This window comes from Pararhizobium sp. IMCC21322 (assembly GCF_030758295.1).
GTDB lineage: Bacteria > Pseudomonadota > Alphaproteobacteria > Rhizobiales.
The window spans coordinates 5,091,611-5,109,139 of sequence record NZ_CP132335.1; the positions used below are offsets into that span (position 1 = coordinate 5,091,611).

At 53.4% G+C, this 17,529-nt stretch carries 18 protein-coding genes; 6 read left to right on the forward strand and 12 right to left on the reverse strand.

Translation table 11 applies throughout. From position 1 onward, the window contains the following. The first annotated feature begins 1 nt into the window (after window position 1). The 4 genes from RAL91_RS24210 to RAL91_RS24225 are packed head-to-tail and all read left to right on the forward strand — an operon-like array spanning window position 2 to window position 3,726. Window positions 2-1,675 carry a nitrite/sulfite reductase gene (locus RAL91_RS24210; protein WP_306258786.1) on the forward strand — a complete coding sequence of 558 codons (1,674 nt, stop codon included), beginning with the start codon at window positions 2-4 and terminating at the stop codon, window positions 1,673-1,675. Continuing rightward, entirely contained in the window at window positions 1,656-2,411 is a 756-nt protein-coding gene (locus RAL91_RS24215) for a phosphoadenylyl-sulfate reductase (protein ID WP_306258787.1), read from the forward strand. Before RAL91_RS24210 ends, RAL91_RS24215 begins: the two co-directional genes overlap by 20 nt. Next, entirely contained in the window at window positions 2,408-2,854 is a 447-nt protein-coding gene (locus tag RAL91_RS24220) for a DUF934 domain-containing protein (protein WP_306258788.1), read from the forward strand. The genes RAL91_RS24215 and RAL91_RS24220 overlap by 4 nt, the downstream gene beginning before the upstream one ends. 56 nt (window positions 2,855-2,910) lie before the next feature. After that, a complete protein-coding gene (locus tag RAL91_RS24225) occupies window positions 2,911-3,726 on the forward strand; it encodes a ferredoxin--NADP reductase (protein WP_306258789.1) in 816 nt (271 codons plus the stop codon). Window positions 3,727-3,751: 25 nt separating this feature from the next. On the opposite strand, the gene RAL91_RS24230 is transcribed toward RAL91_RS24225, so the two are convergent. The 6 genes from RAL91_RS24230 to RAL91_RS24255 all read right to left on the reverse strand — a co-directional run bounded on the left by RAL91_RS24230 (window position 3,752) and on the right by RAL91_RS24255 (window position 9,895). Further along, complete coding sequence (locus RAL91_RS24230) at window positions 3,752-4,333, reverse strand: NAD(P)H-dependent oxidoreductase (protein ID WP_306258790.1); 582 nt, start codon at window positions 4,331-4,333, stop codon at window positions 3,752-3,754. A 3-nt stretch (window positions 4,334-4,336) separates the two neighbouring features. Next, window positions 4,337-5,752 carry an FAD-binding oxidoreductase gene (locus RAL91_RS24235; protein ID WP_306258791.1) on the reverse strand — a complete coding sequence of 472 codons (1,416 nt, stop codon included), beginning with the start codon at window positions 5,750-5,752 and terminating at the stop codon, window positions 4,337-4,339. A 28-nt stretch (window positions 5,753-5,780) separates the two neighbouring features. Further along, window positions 5,781-7,127 carry a cytosine deaminase gene (locus RAL91_RS24240; protein WP_306258792.1) on the reverse strand — a complete coding sequence of 449 codons (1,347 nt, stop codon included), beginning with the start codon at window positions 7,125-7,127 and terminating at the stop codon, window positions 5,781-5,783. A 17-nt stretch (window positions 7,128-7,144) separates the two neighbouring features. Then, window positions 7,145-8,011 (reverse strand): ABC transporter permease, encoded by an 867-nt coding sequence (locus RAL91_RS24245; RefSeq protein WP_306258793.1) that lies wholly within the window; start codon window positions 8,009-8,011, stop codon window positions 7,145-7,147. Further along, a complete protein-coding gene (locus RAL91_RS24250; RefSeq protein ID WP_306258794.1) occupies window positions 8,008-8,802 on the reverse strand; it encodes an ABC transporter ATP-binding protein in 795 nt (264 codons plus the stop codon). The genes RAL91_RS24245 and RAL91_RS24250 overlap by 4 nt, the downstream gene beginning before the upstream one ends. 67 nt (window positions 8,803-8,869) lie before the next feature. Further along, a complete protein-coding gene (locus tag RAL91_RS24255) occupies window positions 8,870-9,895 on the reverse strand; it encodes an ABC transporter substrate-binding protein (RefSeq protein ID WP_371932465.1) in 1,026 nt (341 codons plus the stop codon). A 238-nt stretch (window positions 9,896-10,133) separates the two neighbouring features. Between RAL91_RS24255 and RAL91_RS24260 the strand changes: the two genes are divergently transcribed. Beyond that, a complete protein-coding gene (locus RAL91_RS24260; RefSeq protein WP_306258795.1) occupies window positions 10,134-10,532 on the forward strand; it encodes a RidA family protein in 399 nt (132 codons plus the stop codon). Window positions 10,533-10,593: 61 nt separating this feature from the next. On the opposite strand, the gene RAL91_RS24265 is transcribed toward RAL91_RS24260, so the two are convergent. Then, entirely contained in the window at window positions 10,594-10,926 is a 333-nt protein-coding gene (locus RAL91_RS24265; protein ID WP_306258796.1) for an ATPase inhibitor subunit zeta, read from the reverse strand. Between the two features lie 131 nt (window positions 10,927-11,057). On the opposite strand from RAL91_RS24265, the gene RAL91_RS24270 reads away from it, so the two are divergent. Beyond that, window positions 11,058-11,789 carry a gamma-glutamyl-gamma-aminobutyrate hydrolase family protein gene (locus RAL91_RS24270; RefSeq protein WP_306258797.1) on the forward strand — a complete coding sequence of 244 codons (732 nt, stop codon included), beginning with the start codon at window positions 11,058-11,060 and terminating at the stop codon, window positions 11,787-11,789. A gap of 137 nt (window positions 11,790-11,926) precedes the next feature. Here the strand turns inward: RAL91_RS24270 and RAL91_RS24275 are convergent, their stop codons facing one another. The 5 genes from RAL91_RS24275 to RAL91_RS24295 all read right to left on the reverse strand — a co-directional run bounded on the left by RAL91_RS24275 (window position 11,927) and on the right by RAL91_RS24295 (window position 17,406). Then, the gene (locus tag RAL91_RS24275; protein ID WP_306258798.1) at window positions 11,927-12,865 is read right to left on the reverse strand and encodes a nickel/cobalt transporter; all 939 of its coding nucleotides are present in this window, start codon (window positions 12,863-12,865) and stop codon (window positions 11,927-11,929) included. Window positions 12,866-12,921: 56 nt separating this feature from the next. Next, on the reverse strand, window positions 12,922-13,596 hold the full coding sequence (locus RAL91_RS24280; RefSeq protein WP_306258799.1) for a DUF1007 family protein: 675 nt from the start codon (window positions 13,594-13,596) through the stop codon (window positions 12,922-12,924). 6 nt (window positions 13,597-13,602) lie between these two features. Beyond that, window positions 13,603-14,496, reverse strand: coding sequence for a LysR family transcriptional regulator (locus RAL91_RS24285; RefSeq protein WP_306258800.1), 894 nt, complete (start codon window positions 14,494-14,496; stop codon window positions 13,603-13,605). Between the two features lie 296 nt (window positions 14,497-14,792). Next, window positions 14,793-15,959, reverse strand: a complete 1,167-nt coding sequence (gene argE / locus RAL91_RS24290) for an acetylornithine deacetylase (RefSeq protein ID WP_306258801.1) — start codon at window positions 15,957-15,959, stop codon at window positions 14,793-14,795. A 178-nt stretch (window positions 15,960-16,137) separates the two neighbouring features. Continuing rightward, a complete protein-coding gene (locus tag RAL91_RS24295) occupies window positions 16,138-17,406 on the reverse strand; it encodes an AGE family epimerase/isomerase (RefSeq protein ID WP_306258802.1) in 1,269 nt (422 codons plus the stop codon). Window positions 17,407-17,529 lie beyond the last annotated feature (123 nt).

The window sequence follows — 17,529 nt, forward strand, 5'->3', positions numbered from 1 at the left end:
CATGTATCACTATAATGATTTTGACCATGAATTTGTCAAAAGCCGCACGGAAGAATTTCGCAGCCAGGTAGCGCGGCGCATTGACGGTTCATTGACAGAAGACGAATTCAAACCACTGCGTCTGCGCAACGGGCTGTATCTGCAAATGCATGCCTATATGCTGCGTGTCGCCGTGCCCTATGGCACGCTGAACAGCGCCCAGATGCAGCAACTGGCCTATATTGCCGAGCGCTGGGACAAGGGCTACGGCCATTTCACCACGCGTCAGAACATCCAGTATAATTGGCCGAAATTGTCCGATATTCCGGACATTCTGGATGCCTTGGCACAGGTGGAAATGCACGCCATCCAGACATCAGGTAATTGCATTCGCAATGTGACCTCCGATCATTTTGCCGGTGCTGCAGCCGATGAAATTGAAGATCCGCGCCCAACAGCTGAATTGCTGCGCCAATGGTCAACAGACCATCCGGAGTTTCAGTATCTGCCGCGCAAATTCAAGATCGCCATTACCGGCGCACCAAATGACCGGGCCGTCACACGCGCCCACGATATTGGCCTGCGCATGGTGCGCAATGATGCTGGAGAGCCGGGTTTTGAAGTGATGGTCGGCGGGGGCCTTGGCCGCACACCCATGGTTGGCAAAACCGTGCGTGATTTCTTGCCCAAGGCTGATCTGTTGCCTTACCTGGAGGCCATTTTGCAGGTCTACAATCTGCATGGCCGTCGTGACAATAAATACAAGGCTCGGATCAAGATCCTGGTGCATGAAACCGGTCTCGACCCATTGCAGAGGGATATTGAAGCGGCCTTTCAATCCATCCGGGAAACCTTTGTACATCCAAAAGCAGAGCTGATCGCCGATCTGGACGCCGCTTTTGCACCGCCGGAATTCAACAACACCCGCTCGCTGGCTTTTGAAGACGCGCAGTCCGCCAACCCGGCTTTCCGCGCCTTTGTGGAAACCAATGTCGCGGAACACAAAAACCCGGCCTATGGCATTGTCACCATTTCTCTGAAGCCGGTTGGCGGCGCGCCTGGCGATGCAACGGCAGAGCAAATGCGGCTGGTGGCCGAGTTGGCAGAGCTGTATGGCCATGACGAAATTCGTGTCAGCCATGAGCAGAACCTGATCCTGCCGCATGTCCGCCAGAGCGATATTCCGCTGGTCTATCAGCGCCTCTTGGAAGCCGGGCTTGCCACAGCAAATATCGGCCTCATCTCCGATATCATTGCCTGCCCCGGCATGGATTACTGTGCCCTGGCGACAGCCCGCTCGATCCCGATCGCTCAGGACATTGCCACCCACTTTGAGGCGCGTGGCCTTGAACGCGAAATCGGCCATATGAAAATCAAGATCTCGGGCTGTATCAATGCCTGCGGCCACCACCATGTGGGCCATATCGGCATTCTGGGTCTGGAGCGCAAAGGTCAGGAACTCTACCAGATCACCCTTGGCGGTGACGGACGCGAAAACATGGCCGTCGGCGAACGCGCCGGACCGGGTTTCTCGGCAGATGCGCTGATGGATGCTCTGGACCGCTTGATCAATGCCTATCTGACAATTCGCGAGCACGATGAAGAAGCCTTCATCGACACTTATAAACGCCTTGGAGCAGCGCCATTTCTGGCGGCTCTTTATCCTGAGGAGGCCGATGATGCACGTGCTGCCTGAACGCCAAACGGGTCAACTCCGACCCTCCGCAAATTTCGACCAGCTTGAGCAGGAAGCGCTTGAGCTGTTGGGACGAATATTCATTGATAAAGTCCACGGCAAAGCTGCTTTGGTATCCTCTTTCGGGTCTGAATCCGCCGTTCTGCTGCATCTGGCATCGCGTATTGCCCCTGACGTCCCGGTGTTGTTTATCGATACGCTGATGCTGTTTGAAGAAACCCTTCAATATCAGCTTGAACTGGCTCAGACACTGGGGCTGTCCAATGTCATCCGTATTCTGCCCGATCTGCATAAAGCCAAGGAACTGGACCCCTATGGCCGACTGCATTTGACGGAGCCGGATTCCTGCTGCGATTTGCGCAAGATCAAACCGCTGGAAGAAAATCTGTGCCAGTACAATGCATGGGTCAGCGGGCGCAAACGCTTCCACGGCGAAGAGCGGGCGCAACTGGCTGTACAGGAACTGGACGAGCAAGGCAGGCATAAATTCAACCCCCTTGCCGAATGGCAGGCGGGTGACATCAAAGCCTATTTCGAACGTCATGAATTGCCGCGCAATCCCCTGTTCTACCGCGGCTTCCGCTCGATCGGCTGCTCGCCCTGCACGGTGGCCGTCAGCGAAGACGAAGATGCGCGCAGCGGCCGCTGGCAGGGACAGGAAAAATCTGAATGTGGCATCCATCTGGTTGATGGCAAGCTGGTAAAGAACAATGCGGCGAATGAGGCAAAACGATGAGTGATACACAAGCAGCACGCACTGTTCTGGTGCGGCAGGGTAAATTCTCACCCTCTCCATTTGAGCCATGCCGCTTTCTGGGCGTTGAAGAATTGCAATCGATTGCGGCTCTGGGCGGTCTGTTTGTTGATCTGAAAAATGATGAGGATCCGAAAGTTCTGATTCCATTCTTCGGTGCAATTGACCTGATCCGCATCGCCTTTCCATCCAGCGCAGATGGTCGCGGCTTCAGCCTTGGCCAGCGATTGCGTCGTTTAGGCTTTAAAGGGACTTTGCGCGCCCATGGCGATCTGATATCTGACCAATATCCGATGGCCATCAGAACCGGTTTTGACGAGTTGGAGATCAGCCATAAAATGGCAGAGCGCCAGCCTGAAGACCAATGGCTTGCCGCCATCCCAAAACTTGAAACCTATCGATCCCGTCTCGGCCTGACCGGCTGATCCAAAAACACTGTCTTGAAAAGACACGTCCGAACGAATTGTCCGAAAGAACCTTTATGTCTGATACTTTCTCTCCCGCTAAACCCGCTGAAACTCTTCCATTTGGCGAAACCGTCACATCCGTTGAGCACTGGACAGATCAGCTGTTTTCCTTCCGTGTGACCCGGCCCAATAGCCTGCGCTTCCGCTCTGGTGAATTTGTGATGATTGGCCTGCCCGGTGACACTGGAAAACCCATCCTGCGGGCCTATTCCATTGCCGCACCGATTTGGGACGAAGAACTGGAATTCTACTCCATTAAAGTCCCGGACGGACCTTTGACCTCGCGCCTGCAGAACATTCAGATCGGCGATCAGGTGATTGTACGGCCAAAGCCAACCGGCACACTGGTGCTGGACGCTTTGCTGCCCGGCAAACGCCTGTTCCTGATTGCAACCGGCACTGGTATTGCGCCATTTGCATCCATCATCCGTGATCCCGACACCTATGCAGCTTATGATGAAATTATTTTGGCCCATACCTGCCGGACCAATGCTGAACTTTCTTATGGCTATCAATTAAGGAAACGTACTTTGGCGGATCCTCTGGTCGGCGAAGATGCTGCAAACAAGCTGAAGCATTATGCCACCACCACCCGCGAAGCATCGGTTCATGAAGGCCGCATCACAGACCTGATGCGCGATGGCACCTTCTACGCTGATCTGGGCATTGGTCCGCTGGGTACTGAAGACCGGGTCATGATCTGTGGGTCCATGGCGCTGAACCAGGATGTCAAGGATATCTGCGCAGCCGCAGGTCTTGACGAAGGCTCTAACAGCCGCCCTGGGCAGTTTGTTGTCGAGAAGGCTTTTGTCGGCGAAGAACTGGTTTAGTTGAATAACTAAATCAGGAAATTCGTCAGAATTTCAACAATTTTTGACGCGTGCGCTCCATATGCTCACCCAGTTGCGCGTCAGTCACATTGTTCATGTCATACTGAGCGAGATACCATACTGGCGTACCCGGCTTCATGACGGCACGCATCATGCGCGTAGCGATTTTGCGCGGAGGATCGCCCAGAACCATGGCCCGCCAGCGCTGGGAACCATAAGTGACAATGCAGGCCAGTTTGCGCAAATGCAGCAAGCCCGGCGTCAATTTTCCATCTGAAATATGAAACGACACACCGGGCAGCAAAACCCGGTCCATAAAACCTTTCAGAATTGCCGGAAGCCCAAAGTTCCAGACCGGATGCACCAGAACCAGTGCGTCCGCAGTCAGCAGCCTGTCCACATAGTCGGCAACAGGCCGCCGGTTGATCTCTGTATCATGATAATTCTGGCGCTCTTCACGCGACAGAATAGCGTCAAACCCTTCTGCATAAAGATCGCAGTCATCCACTTCATGACCGGCCTTTGTCAGTGTCTCCACCACCATTTCATGCATGGCAGCATTAAAACTGGTTTCGACCGGGTGCGCATAAATAACCAGAACACGCATCAATTACCGCTCCAGACCCGGAAACAGATATGTCTGCTTGGAAAAATCAAAATCCGGATTATCCCAGGCGACCATTTTGCCCGGGTTGAGAAGACCTTTGGGGTCTGCTTCGCGCTTGAAATCCAGTTGCACAGCATCGGTTTGCTTCATGCCGCCTTCTTCGAGCGTATAGCGATGCGGATTGAAGATCGGGCAACCTTCTTCCTCGTGAATACGCATGATCTCCTCAAGGCGTTCCTCGGTGGTGAACTTCACGATTGGCAATCCAAAACAGGTGACATGGCCATCAAAGCGGACATATTCCAGATGTCCCATAACCTCTCCTGGAAAGCGTTTTGACATTGCTTCCACGCGGGTAATTTGATCTGGAAATGGGTAAAGCACCTGAAGATAGGTAATGCTTGGGTCAACCCTGAGACCACGCAAGGTGGTGTGGTTCCAGGCCAGTTCAAACGCAGGCGGCAGCCCTTTTTTCTCCTCATCAGAGGCTGTATCGGAACGATACAGAATGCTGCCCGGTCCCCGCGCCACGAAGGTTGCAAAGGCATCCATTGCAAATGGTGCCACCATGCAGACGCAAACGGATTGGCCGCTCATGATGAATTTTCGGTGGCGCAGAAAATACTGTTCGGGAATGGGCGCCTGAACCGGCGCAATATTCTTGGTTAGAATACCATCCTGCAGGCCAAGATCATTGCCAAAACGCACGGCCTCCATCCAACCGTCAAATGCATCGCTTCCGGCAGGCTCAAATCCCACCAGCACATCCACCCAGTCATAGGCCGGGCCAAGCGGCATTTCCACTTCGGTGATAATGCCATTGGTGCCATAGGCATGGCTGACCTTCTGCAGATCTTCGCCGCCCAGTTCCAGAATGCGCGGCTCGGCTTCCATGGTGACGACACGCAGCCGGATCACATTGCCCAGATCCCGAAGGCCACCAAAGTTGATCGATCCGACGCCGCCGGACCCACCAGCAATAAAGCCACCGATTGAGGCCGTCGCATAGGTGGAAGGGTGCATCCGCACTTCCTGTCCGCTTTGTCGGGCCTGCTTGTCGATCTCGGCAATCACAGCACCCGGCTCTGCGACAAACCGCCCGGTGGAAATCTGCTTGACCTTGTTGAACCGCGACAAATCCAGCAACACGCCACCTGACAAAGGCATGGCCTGCCCGTAATTGCCCGTACCCGTGCCGCGCGGGGTCACCGGCACATCATGGGCAAAGCAGGTTTTCAGCACGTGGATAACCTCGGCCTCGCTGACCGGTGAGGCGATCAGATCCGCAGTGACATCATCCAACTGACGTTTCAGAACCGGTGAATACCAGAAAAAATCGCGGCTTTTCTGTTTCACAATCGCCGCATTATCTTCGCATTTAACCGGAGTCAGATCAGCTATCAGCCTGCCAACATCCATGTGCGGTACTCCTTGAAAAAATAGAAACTCAGGACAGCAACGGGTCCAATTCGCGATATTCGGGCAGCGCACGTTCAATAGCCTGCCCGCGCCGCAGTACCACACGGTCCATCTGCGGACGCGACAAAAGCTCATTGAAACTACGCGCCTTCACCAGCACCAGATCAGCCGGGCCGTCAATGTCAAAACCACCCGGAACGCCCATGGTTGATGCTGGTGTTTCAGTGATGATTTTAATCCAGTCTCCAATGGGATGATCCAGATGCGCGATGCGGGTCGCTTCCCGATAGACTTCCAGCGCATCCAGATCGCCGTAGGCATAAAACGGGTCACGCGTATTGTCCGATGAAACAGCCACAGGAATGCCGCGCGCCTTCATTTCATGCAGCAGCGTCACACCCCTGTATCGAGGCGTGCGCGGGGCGGCATCCGACGATACCCTGTCCTGCAAATACAAATTACACATCGGCAGGCTGACCACGGTGATATTGGCCTGTGCCACCAGATCAAGCGTCCGATCCACCTCATCATCCGGTTGCCGGGACACGGAACAGCAATGACCGCAGGTAATCCGGCCCTGATAATTCAACGCGATCGCCTTTTCAGCAATCACCGCAAGGGAATGCGCTTCAGGATCAAGCGTTTCATCGACATGAAAATCCAGATCGATGCCCGCATCCATCGCATCACGGAACATATGCTCCAGCGTCGCCTCCAGTTCGGGAACCATATAGGTGACAGCGCCGGCAATACCGCCAGCGGCCAGAACACTTTCCAGAACAGCGCAGCGCTCCGCATCATCGGCCAGCGCTTCAATACCCACAAGCGAGGCTGCCTGGAGATTTATGCGATCCACCCAATCAGCGCGCAACTCGGCAAATACCGGCCAGGAAATACGGTGCTGCTCGGCGACCGAGTCCAGATGGGTACGAATGGATCGCGTGCCATGTGCATAGGCACAGCGTAGGCTGAACTCCATCCGGCCGCGCACATCCTCCGCGCTCCAATTGGCCGCTCTGTCAGCGGTTACGCTTGCCAGCGCACCGTCGAATGAGCCATCCGGGTTTGGCTGCCGGGGCTGGATATGCCCCTTGTCCAGATGCGTATGCAATTCCGTAAAGGCCGGCAGCACCATCGCCTGATCCAGATGCAGCACCGCCAGTTCACCGTCAAAGGCACCGGGCGCAGCAATTGCTTTCAATTTACCATCGTCAATCAGGAAGTCCGCACAGACCAGATCCTCATCAGGCGGAAACCCTGTTTTGGGGAAATTCGGGCCACCCAGATCAGCAATCAGCGCGGCTGGCACCCGCCCGCGAGACAGCACATAACGCTCAAATTTTGGAACGGTCAGAAAACCGGGCAATGACGTCACGCTTTATTCCTCACGCTTCAAACTTCTCTTTTAAGGGCACTTTCATGCCATTTACGTAAAACCAGATGGGATATCAAAGACGTTGAAAAAAAGATCAGAATTCCCGTCACTGATATCAGCAGCAGCGCGGCAAACAGCCTGGGTGCATTCAGCCTGTATCCCGCTTCGATAATGCGTGAGGCCAGACCGGAACTCTGTCCGGCAGCCCCGGCAACAAACTCTGCCACAACAGCACCAATCAGGGCCAGACCACCTGCAATTTTCAATCCACCAAGAAAGAACGGCATCGCAGCGGGCAATTGCAGGTGCCAAAGGGTCTGCCAGCGAGACGCGCCGTAAAGCCGATACAAATCACGCAGATTGTGGTCAACCGAGTTGAGGCCAAGCGTCGTGTTGGACAGAATTGGAAAGAACGCCACAATCCATGCGCACAGTAGCAGCTTTGCGGTCTGGTCATCCACATAGATATTGATCAGCGGAAACACCGCTACAATGGGTGTGACTTGCAAAATGATGGCAAATGGAAACAGGGACATTTCCACACGGCGCGAAATGGTGAACATGACGGCCAGTCCCACCCCACCGGCGATGGCCAGTGCCAGACTTAAAAATGTAATTTTGAGCGTATTCAGAAGCGAGAACGACAGCAGGCCCCAATCCGTGACCAGAGTGTCCCAGACAAGTCCCGGTCGCGGCAGAATGTAGGACGGGATTTCATTCCAGACGCAAATCCGGTCCCACAGAAAAATGGCAATGGCAAAGATGACCAGCGGCAGCAGCCACTGCAGCACCTGGTCGCGGCGTTTGGCGCGGGCGCGGGCCACCTCAATGGGATCAATCAGAACCACATCGCCGCTGACCGGCTGAGTTTCCAATTGGCTCATGCCAATGCCCCCGGCTTGTAGGAATCCATCGCTTTATGCAGCGCTTCGGAGACCTCCCGACAATACTGGCTATAGACATCACTTGTGCGGAACGTCTCATCGCGCGGATAGGGTGCATCAATCGACATATCATCCACAACCCGACCCGGCCGGGCCGCCATCACAACGATCCGGTTGGAGAGGTAGACGGATTCGAACACGGAATGGGTGACAAAAATGACAGTCCAGTTAAAGCGCTGCCACAGCTCCAGAAGATCATTGTTGAGCTTGAAGCGTGTGATCTCATCCAGCGCCGCAAATGGTTCATCCATCAGCAAAAGCCGGGGCCTTGTCACCAAAGCGCGGGCAATCGACACCCGCATTTTCATGCCGCCGGACAATTCACGTGGATAGGAACTTTCAAATTGCTCAAGACCAACAAGTTCCAAAGCTTCCATGACAGCATCGCGGGCCTTGGCCTTGCTCTGCCCTTTCAACTTCAGTGGCAAAAAGACATTCCCGAACACAGTCGCCCAAGGCATCAGGGTTGGTTCCTGAAACACAAAGCTGACATCATGGGAGGCCTCTTCCGCGTCGGTGCCGGACGCATTGCCCCAGGACACAGTTCCGGTCGTCGCAGGCGCAAGGCCGGCAATAATCCGCAACGCAGTGGATTTACCACAACCAGACGGGCCAAGCAGGCTGACAAATTCACCCTGGTGGACGTCCAGCGCCATGTCGCGCAAGGCAACAGTGCCATTCGAAAAAGATTTTGTAATGTCGTTGAGGGATATCAGAGGCGATTGGTTCACGAGAAAACTGCCTTGAAGGAGAGCCCGATCGCGACAAGCTTTTGCCGCGACCGGAAATCAGGATCGATTACATGCCGGTGAGTTTTTTCTTCAACTCAACACCAACGCCTTTGTTGATGAAATCCAGCGTATAAATTTTGGAAATATCCAGGTCAGCCGGTGTCACACCAGCAGCAACCATTTTGTCGTAGAAGCTTTTCTGCCGCGCATCAGTCATGGCACCAATGCCCATCGTTTCAGAATCACCACTATCAACAATGCCAAATTCTTTCATTGTCTCAATGGAGAACGCAATCTGCTCATCCGTAATATCCGGATTGTCTTTCTTGATCATCTCATTGGCAGCGGCATTGTCGCCATAAAGATAATTCACCCAACCCAGAATGGAGCCATCAATGAAGCATTTAACGATTTCTGGTTTGGCATCGATGGTTGCCTGCATGGCTTCTATTGTTGTGGAATATGTATCAAATCCATAATCAGCCAGCAGGAAAAGGTTGGGCTTGAAGCCACCTTCACGCTCAATCGCGAATGGCTCTGAGGTGATGTAACCCTGTTGCGCAGACTTTTTGTCCGCAAGGAATGGCGCTGCATTAAATGTGTAGGGTTCCCGCTGTTCGACCGTGAAACCATGTTCGGCGATCATCCATTTATAATAGCTCTGAAAGCCATTTTCGCCCAAAAACAGCTTGGCACCTTTCAGGCTTTCCCAGGTATCGAACCCCTGGTCCGGATGGCTGATCAGAACCTGCGGCTCTTTCTGGAACATGGAGGCCAGAACAACAACCGGGATGTTCTGCTCTGCGGCAGAGAAAGGCTGCAGCATGTTGCCGCCCATATGAAACTCGATTTTGCCTGCCAGCATCAGCGCACGATTATTGACCTGTGGACCGCCTGGCGCAACAGTTACGTTAAGCCCGCAGGCTTCGTAGGTGCCGTCAGCCACGGATTGATAGAAACCGCCATGTTCGGCCTGTGCCAGCCAGTTCGTGCCGAATGTAACATCTTCAAGAGCGCTGGATTGGGTTGCGAAAGTGGCACTCAAGGCGAGTGCGCCAAAAGCCGCGAGGGATTTCATGTGGTTGGACACCATGGCAAGATTCCTTTTGCTTGCGAAAATTGAGACCGCTTTGGGAGGGCCGCCTACAGTGTGTGATGCAGTGCACCAGAAAATCAAGCTCCAACGTGACGCAAAATTCTCAATGGGTAATTTTTGGTGCAATTCAAACCGGCTGAAACCAAGATCGAAACCGGGACCAAAACCTGGGCTAGCCAAAGATCTGTTTTCCGCGCTTAATCGAATCTGACAGCAACACACAGGATATGACGGAATGGCAGATCAGTTTCCACGGCACACTCCAGCGACGATCAGAGCGCCTTTTGCCAATTACAGCCATGGCGTGGAAGTGCCGCCCAATGCGCGTCTTCTTGTTTGCTCGGGTCAATTGGGAATAGCGCTTGATGATCAGATTCCTGACGGCGCAGAAGCGCAGACAGATCTCATCTTTCAGAACATTGAGAAAATTCTGGCAAGCGCCGCAATGGATTTGTCGCACATTGTACGGATCAATGCCTATGTCAGCCATCGCGACCATCTGGCAGGTTACATGCGCGCCCGGGACAATTACGTCTCAGAGCCGCCGCCCGCATCGACGCTGATGATTGTATCAGGGTTTACGCGTGAAGAGTTTGTTGTGGAGATTGAGGTGCTTGCAGCACGTCGTGAGTGAGGCGGCAAAATCCTGAACGATAGCTGGCCAACCTATGCGGTTGACCAGCAGGATCGAAAAATCAGTCGGTCACCATCATTTCCGTGCGGGCCGTACGCTCGGCATTCTGGAACGCAACTCTGATCTGGTTGTTGGCAAGAGCAACGCCACAACTTGAAAAGTCCTGAGCCACCTTGTTGATCATTGGATCAGTTCCGGGGGTCACGCGATCCGTGTAAAGGACATCGCGGACATAGAGCTGCAGCTCGTCACCGTGAAGGCCCATTTTGTGTCCGGCCCAAAGGCCTAGAATATAGTCGCGCCGCGCGTTTACGCAGCCGTCGGTTGATGCCTCGATTTCCTGAGGGTCGATCGTCTGAATTGGTAACATGGTCTCTTTTTTGTGGTTTAACAAGCTGCGGCGATCCTTGACACGCTTAGCAACTCTGGTTCGACTTACGCGAGAGCATTTGATGATAAAATGTGGTGGAAATAGGATCAAATCCGACGCAATCTGAATTCTGTTGATTTTCTTTGGAAACACTTATGAAACCTTTGGTTCTTGTCACGTCAGATGTTGTGCAGACGGGTGGCTATAATTGGCATGGCGCCATCGATACCTACCTGAAAGCAGTCTCGGACGTTACCGGGGCGCAGCCCGTTATTCTGCCCGATCTGACTTCAAAAACGGACTTTGACAGCGTGTTGAGCCGGGTGGATGGCGTTCTGGTAACAGGCTCCAAAAGCAATGTCTTTCCGCAGATCTATGGCCAGAGCCCTACCGAAAAACACGAGCCCTATGATCACGACCGAGACGAAACCACTTTGCCACTGATCCGCAACGCTATTGCGCGTGGCACACCTCTGCTGGCCGTTTGCAGGGGGCATCAGGAACTGAACGTTGCCTATGGCGGCACGCTGCATACGGAAATTCAGGAAAACCAGGGGATCATGGATCACCGCGCCGCTGTACACTCAGATCAGGACGTACGCTACAAAATCGCACACACCATAAATCCGGTAAAGGATGGCCTTCTGGCGCGTATTTTGGGCAATGCGCCAGTCGCCATCAATTCATTGCACCGCCAGGCCATTGACCGTTTGGCAGATGGCCTTTCCATTGAAGCAACAGCCGATGACGGGACGATTGAAGCCATCTCCGTAGATGGTGCCAGGGCCTTTGCCCTGGGCGTGCAATGGCACCCGGAATATTGGGCGGCCAGCGATCCAGTGTCGAAGAAGATTTTCGAGTATTTTGGCTCGATCATGCGGTCATGAAAGGCTGCTGTGGATCCTCGGAACAAGTCCGAGGATGGCGCGCTTAAAGGGTTGTTTGCGCTGAACTGTGTTCGTGAGCTTTTGCAATCCACCACCGTCATCCTCGGACTTGTTCCGAGGATCCACCACTTCAACCGCTAAAGCAAAGCCGCAGTCAGCAAAATTCCACCAAGCAGGAGCACCGCTAAAGCTCCCAGGAGTTGAATCCCATTCAGCACATACGCAGCACCACGGGTGTTTGAACCGGTAAACACCAAAGTCGCCCTGCGCGTACCAACGGCCAAAAACATCAGTGTTGTCACCGTGATGGCTGTGCCAAGCCCCATCGCCAGCGCAGACAGCACGCCGGCCCAGAACAGTCCTTGCGCCAATGCAAACACAAGCACAATCAGTGCCCCGGTGCAGGGCCGAAGACCAACAGAGAATATGGCGGCAACAGCCGCTTTCACACTGCCCTTTGCCCGATCTGCAAGTTCAGGGCTTGGTGCATGCGCATGGCCGCACCCGCAATTTTCATCATGATGATGGTGGTCATGGCTGTGGTTATGATGGTGATCGTGACCTTGCCTGTGAGTGGATGAAGCTGGTTGTACGTTCAAAAACCCGCGTATCGCTTTGAAAACCAGATAGGCACCAAGCACGGTCACCAGCACGTAGGACCCGACCTCCAAAAACCGGCTTGCATCAGTGATGACAAGGCTCGTGGCATTAAACAGAATTGCCAGAACGGAAATCACACCTATCGCAACCAGGGCCTGCAACAAGGAGGACAGCAGACACAAGACCGCACCTCTTTTTGCGGTTTCCCGGTTGGCCAGCACATAGGATGACATGACAACCTTCCCATGCCCCGGGCCGGCGGCATGAAACACGCCATACAAAAAGCTGAGACTGATCAGGGTCCAGAAGGCACTGCCATTCTGTTTCATGTCGCGCACGGCGCCGGTCAATTGCTGGTAAAAGGTGCTTTGCACCGCTGCCACCCAGCGAAAGAAATCTGAAAACAGGCCATCAGTGGGAATGGGAGCGGCCTCGGGCGCGCCAACACCAAAGGGTCCACTTTGGGCAAGCGCCATGCTGGTGCCCAGATACAAATACAGGCACAGAACAATCAATCCGACAGAAAGAGGCCTTATCGACACCGGATAACCGCTGAATTGGAGAGTTTTGAGGTCACAGAGAAAAATTCGTCCGGCACCTGACGCTGATCTGCCGGCAATTCGGCAAGGGCCGCTGCAAAGGCATCATCCATCTCTTCGGCAGGTTTGACTTCAACGCTGCAATTATTCGGCGCACCGGAGGCCAGTTTGATGGAATCCTCTTCATTGACTGAAAACGCAACAAAAGCTTCCGGGTCGTAGATTTCCAGAATGAGATCGCCGATGACCAGAGCCGGTTGCTTGAGTGGCAGCGTAAAATTGAGCGTCAGGCGACTTTTATCGGCATCATAATAGAGCCAGTAATCGACGGGACCGTCGAAATCCACCTCGGCCTCTTCCACACCCATAAAGGTGAAGAACTCATAATCTGCGAGACTTTCCACGTTGACCTGCGCAAGCGATGATAATTCTTCGCGTGTGTAGATACCGTCCTCATTTTCATCGAGGCCCTGAATGACATAGACGGAGAAGGCATCGTCAAATGTCCAGGCGTGGCGAACTGCCGATACGCGGTCCTGTGCATCAAACACCACTTCGGCGCGCGTATCGACCCAAACATGGGGGTGGGCGTCCGCTTCTGGCATCGATGACAGCCCCGTCAGGAAAGCGGCGCTGAACACTAAACTGGACATTCCGGAACGGGTCACAACGAATCAATCCTCAGTTTTTTGATAGTTCTTGCTCATATAATCCACAAAGGCCCGAATTTTGGAAGAAAGATGGCGGCGGTTGGCATAAACGACAAAAATTCCCACATCATTTGCTTCATAGTCTTCCAAAACCTGGACAAGCCGTCCCTGTTTCAGATCCTCAGCAACAAGCATGTGCAATGTGCGAGCGTAGCCAAGACCCGATAACGCACCAAGACGGACTGCCTGTGGTGAGTTGGTTTCAACCCGGCCCTTCACCGGGACAGCCACCCGTTTGCCCCGTTCAAAAAAGGTCCAGTTCTGGCGCGATTTCAGATTGCTGTCGATGATGCAGGGCTTGTCATGCAGATCTGCCGGAATATCCACCTCACCATTGGCATCAATAAAATCCGGTGAGGCACAGGTCACGATCCTAAACGAGCCGAGCCGCCGCGCAATCAAACTGGAATCTTCCAGCGCAGTAATACGGATTGCCACATCAAAGGCTTCCTGGATGAGATCGACAAAGCGGTCTTCCAGAACCAGCTCCAGAGCCACATCCGGCTCGCTTTCCGCAAAGCCCATGATGGTATCGACAAGATGGGAATCTGCCAGCGAACGCGGTGCAGAAATGCGCAGCAAACCTTTGGCCTTTCCGCTTTTGTCCTGAACGCTTTCCTGCAGCATGTCCACTTGATGAATAATGGTCTGTGCTTCATGAAAATAGGAATGGCCGATTTCAGTGAGCGACAATTTGCGGGTGGTGCGGTTCAAAAGCCGCACGCCCAACTCGTCTTCCAACTCACTGACATATTTGGACACCAATGCCTTTGACCGGCCAAGGGCACGTCCTGCAGCGGAAAATCCATCTTCGTCCACGACCGCAATGAAGGTTCGCATGCGCGTCAAAGTGTCCATACTGATCTCTACTAAAAGTTCAACAATGTGTCAGGCAAATCTGTCTGAGCAAAATTGCACTTTGCGCTGGCTCAAGTATCACATTTTGTGAAAGTGAGTGAAGCCCAAGGCACCCCAGCCCCCGAAAGACTTACGTTTTCCGTGTGACTGGGAGATTGGGTTTTTAGACGGCTCATTCAAGGAACAAACGAATAATTGATCAATTGTTATGTCGCAAAATGTAACAAGTTGAGGATACAGATACGCTTTGCGCAACTTTAAAGCGAGAAAAAAACACCCTTTGAACGATGCCAACCTCAGTTGGACTGACGTTTTATGAGATCCTGAATGAAGCGGCTGCCGCTCTCAAGTTCTGAAACTTCGACATATTCATTAGGCTGGTGTGCTTGCTCTATGGAGCCCGGCCCACAGACTACGACCGAAAAACCAACGCCCTGAAACTGACCCGCTTCCGTGCCGTAAGACACAACATGAGAGCCATTGTCTCCCGTCAGGGACCGGGCCAGTTCCTCCGCGACCCCATTGTTTTCAGGAACAAGCCCCGGCACTTCCGAGAGAATTTCAATGTCAATGCCCGTATCGGGATGGATTGCCTGCATCGCCGGTTCAACCTCTTTGCGGACATGATCCACATAGCGCTCGAAATACTGGCGCGGCGTTTCACCGGCAATGGCCCGGATATCTGTCACAAACCAGCAATCCTTGGCCACGATATTGTGAGCTGTACCGCCCTCTATTTGACCGCAATGCAAGGTCGACCAGTTCGGCACAAACGGGTTAAGCGGGTCTGCAGCCTGTCTGTTCTGCTCGCTCATATCCGACAGATATGTGACCAGCCTGGCAGCAATCATCACCGCAGAAACGCCGGTGTGCGACAGGCTGGAATGGACTTCAAAGCCACGTACCCGTGTTTCGAAATTCAAAAAACCCTTATGCCCGGTGACCACTTCCATATTGGTCGGCTCGCCAACAATAACCGCCGCCGGCATGGCCACATGTTTGGCCATTTCCGCCACCAGATCCCAGGCACCCAGACAGGCCAGTTCCTCATCATATGAAAAAGCGAAATGGATCGGGCGGGCCAAATCAGCAGCAACCATCGCTGGCAAATCTGCAAGACCCAGCGCCAGAAACCCCTTCATGTCACAGGTCCCACGCCCAAACAGCCGATCGCCCTTCCGCGTCACCGTGAATGGATCTGTCGTCCAGTCCTGACCATCAACCGGCACCACATCGGTATGCCCGGACAGCACAACGCCGCCGGGAACCTGTGGCCCGACCGTTGCATAGAGGCTGGCCTTGGTGCGATCTGAATTGTAGACCCGTGTCGACGTCACACCATAAGCGCCAAGATACTCTTCAATGAAGTCTATGACAGGCAGATTGCTGTCTCGTGAAACGCTTGGGAAAGCAACCAGCTTTTCCAGCATTTCCAACACGGTGTAGGTTCGTTTTTCAGACACGGGTTTCTCCAGAACAACGATTCTGCAGCGCATGAATTGCGCGAACTGCAAAACCATATCTGGAATACAGGTCTGATAAAAGGGCTGTGATGTGGCAGCTCTTTTATCTGATCTGGATGTGCGCGCCGATACCTGACCCGCAGACGATCAATCCGCTCTGTCAGGTTTACGCTTTTACCTACGCTGCTTCGCTGATCAGCCCCTGGATCAGACTGCCATCTGATGGCAACAACGGTATCAGGCATGCTTGAAGCGCGTGGTACAGGTCTGGTTTGCCGGTAAATATGGTGTTTGTTGGTGATAATTCGGCATCCAGTTCCGGAAACCAACCACCGTCTTTATGATCGATAAAATTGGTGTCGATGAAACCCCAGATTTTACGGTACCAATCCTCAATCTCCGGATCAGAGTGAACAGTTCCCAGCACTGCTGCTGCAGCGACGCCTTCAGCACATGGCCACCACAAACGAACGGCCTGATCCGGTCGCTTATCCCAATCGGTGGTGTAATATAATCCACCAATTTCCGTATTCCAGCCGGTCTCAACCGCAACGAGAAACAGGTTTTTGGCAGCTTCGGGCATCCAGTCATGTTGACGCTTATTCATATTCCATAATTGAATAATCAGGCGGCTCCATTCCAGTGCGTGACCAGGTGTGACACCTTTCGGGCGAAAAACCGGATCACCTGCATGATCGAGATCAACGCGCCATTTTGAATCAAAATGCTCGGGAACACGCCACCCCAATGTGCGGGCATGCTGGTTTATGAAAAACTCGGCGATGCTCTGCGCCATGTCCAAATAGGTTTGATCCAAAGTGACCTCATAAGCGGCCATAAGCGCCTCGGTGAGATGCATGTTTGAATTTTGTCCACGGTAGTCACTGATGCTTTGCCAGTCTGCGGTGTATTCTTCGCTGGTTGTTCCGTTTTTGGCATCCCAGAAACGGCTGTGTAAAATCTCTGTGGCATTTTCCAGCAGGCGATCTGCATCGCGGTGGCCAACAGCTTTGGCAGAAGAAGCCGCCAGCAAGACAAAAGCGTGGCCATATGCAAGTTTGTTCGGGTTCGCTGGGCCGTTATCACGCACCCCCCAATAGTAGCCGCCATTGATGGGATCTCTGTGGTGGTTCCAGATAAAGTCCATTCCCTGGTCGATGTAGGTGTCGGCAGAGGGACGGCCAAGCAGTTTTGCGATAGCAAAACAGTGCACCATTCGCGTGGTATCATGCAATTCCCGCTCGGTACCGGCATGGCCCGGATCCGCTGGTAAAGCTTGTCCACTATTTCCCAACATCCGGAAACCACCCGCCGGATTTAGGACATTGGGTTCGAAAAATTCCAACAGGGCATCCGCCTGTGCGCGCAACCAAATGCGATGGCCCTTTTGCGTGGTAAATTTTGCACCACCTTTTGCAGTCCAGTTTTGCGTGCCAAACGATTGCATTAAGTCGATCCCCAGCGATTGTTGCCCAGTGGTAGTCGCCCAGTGATAGTTGCCATCGGCAAGATTGATGGACTATCGCCATAAAGTCTTCAAAAAAGTTCCTGCCACAAAGCCAGCGTCCAA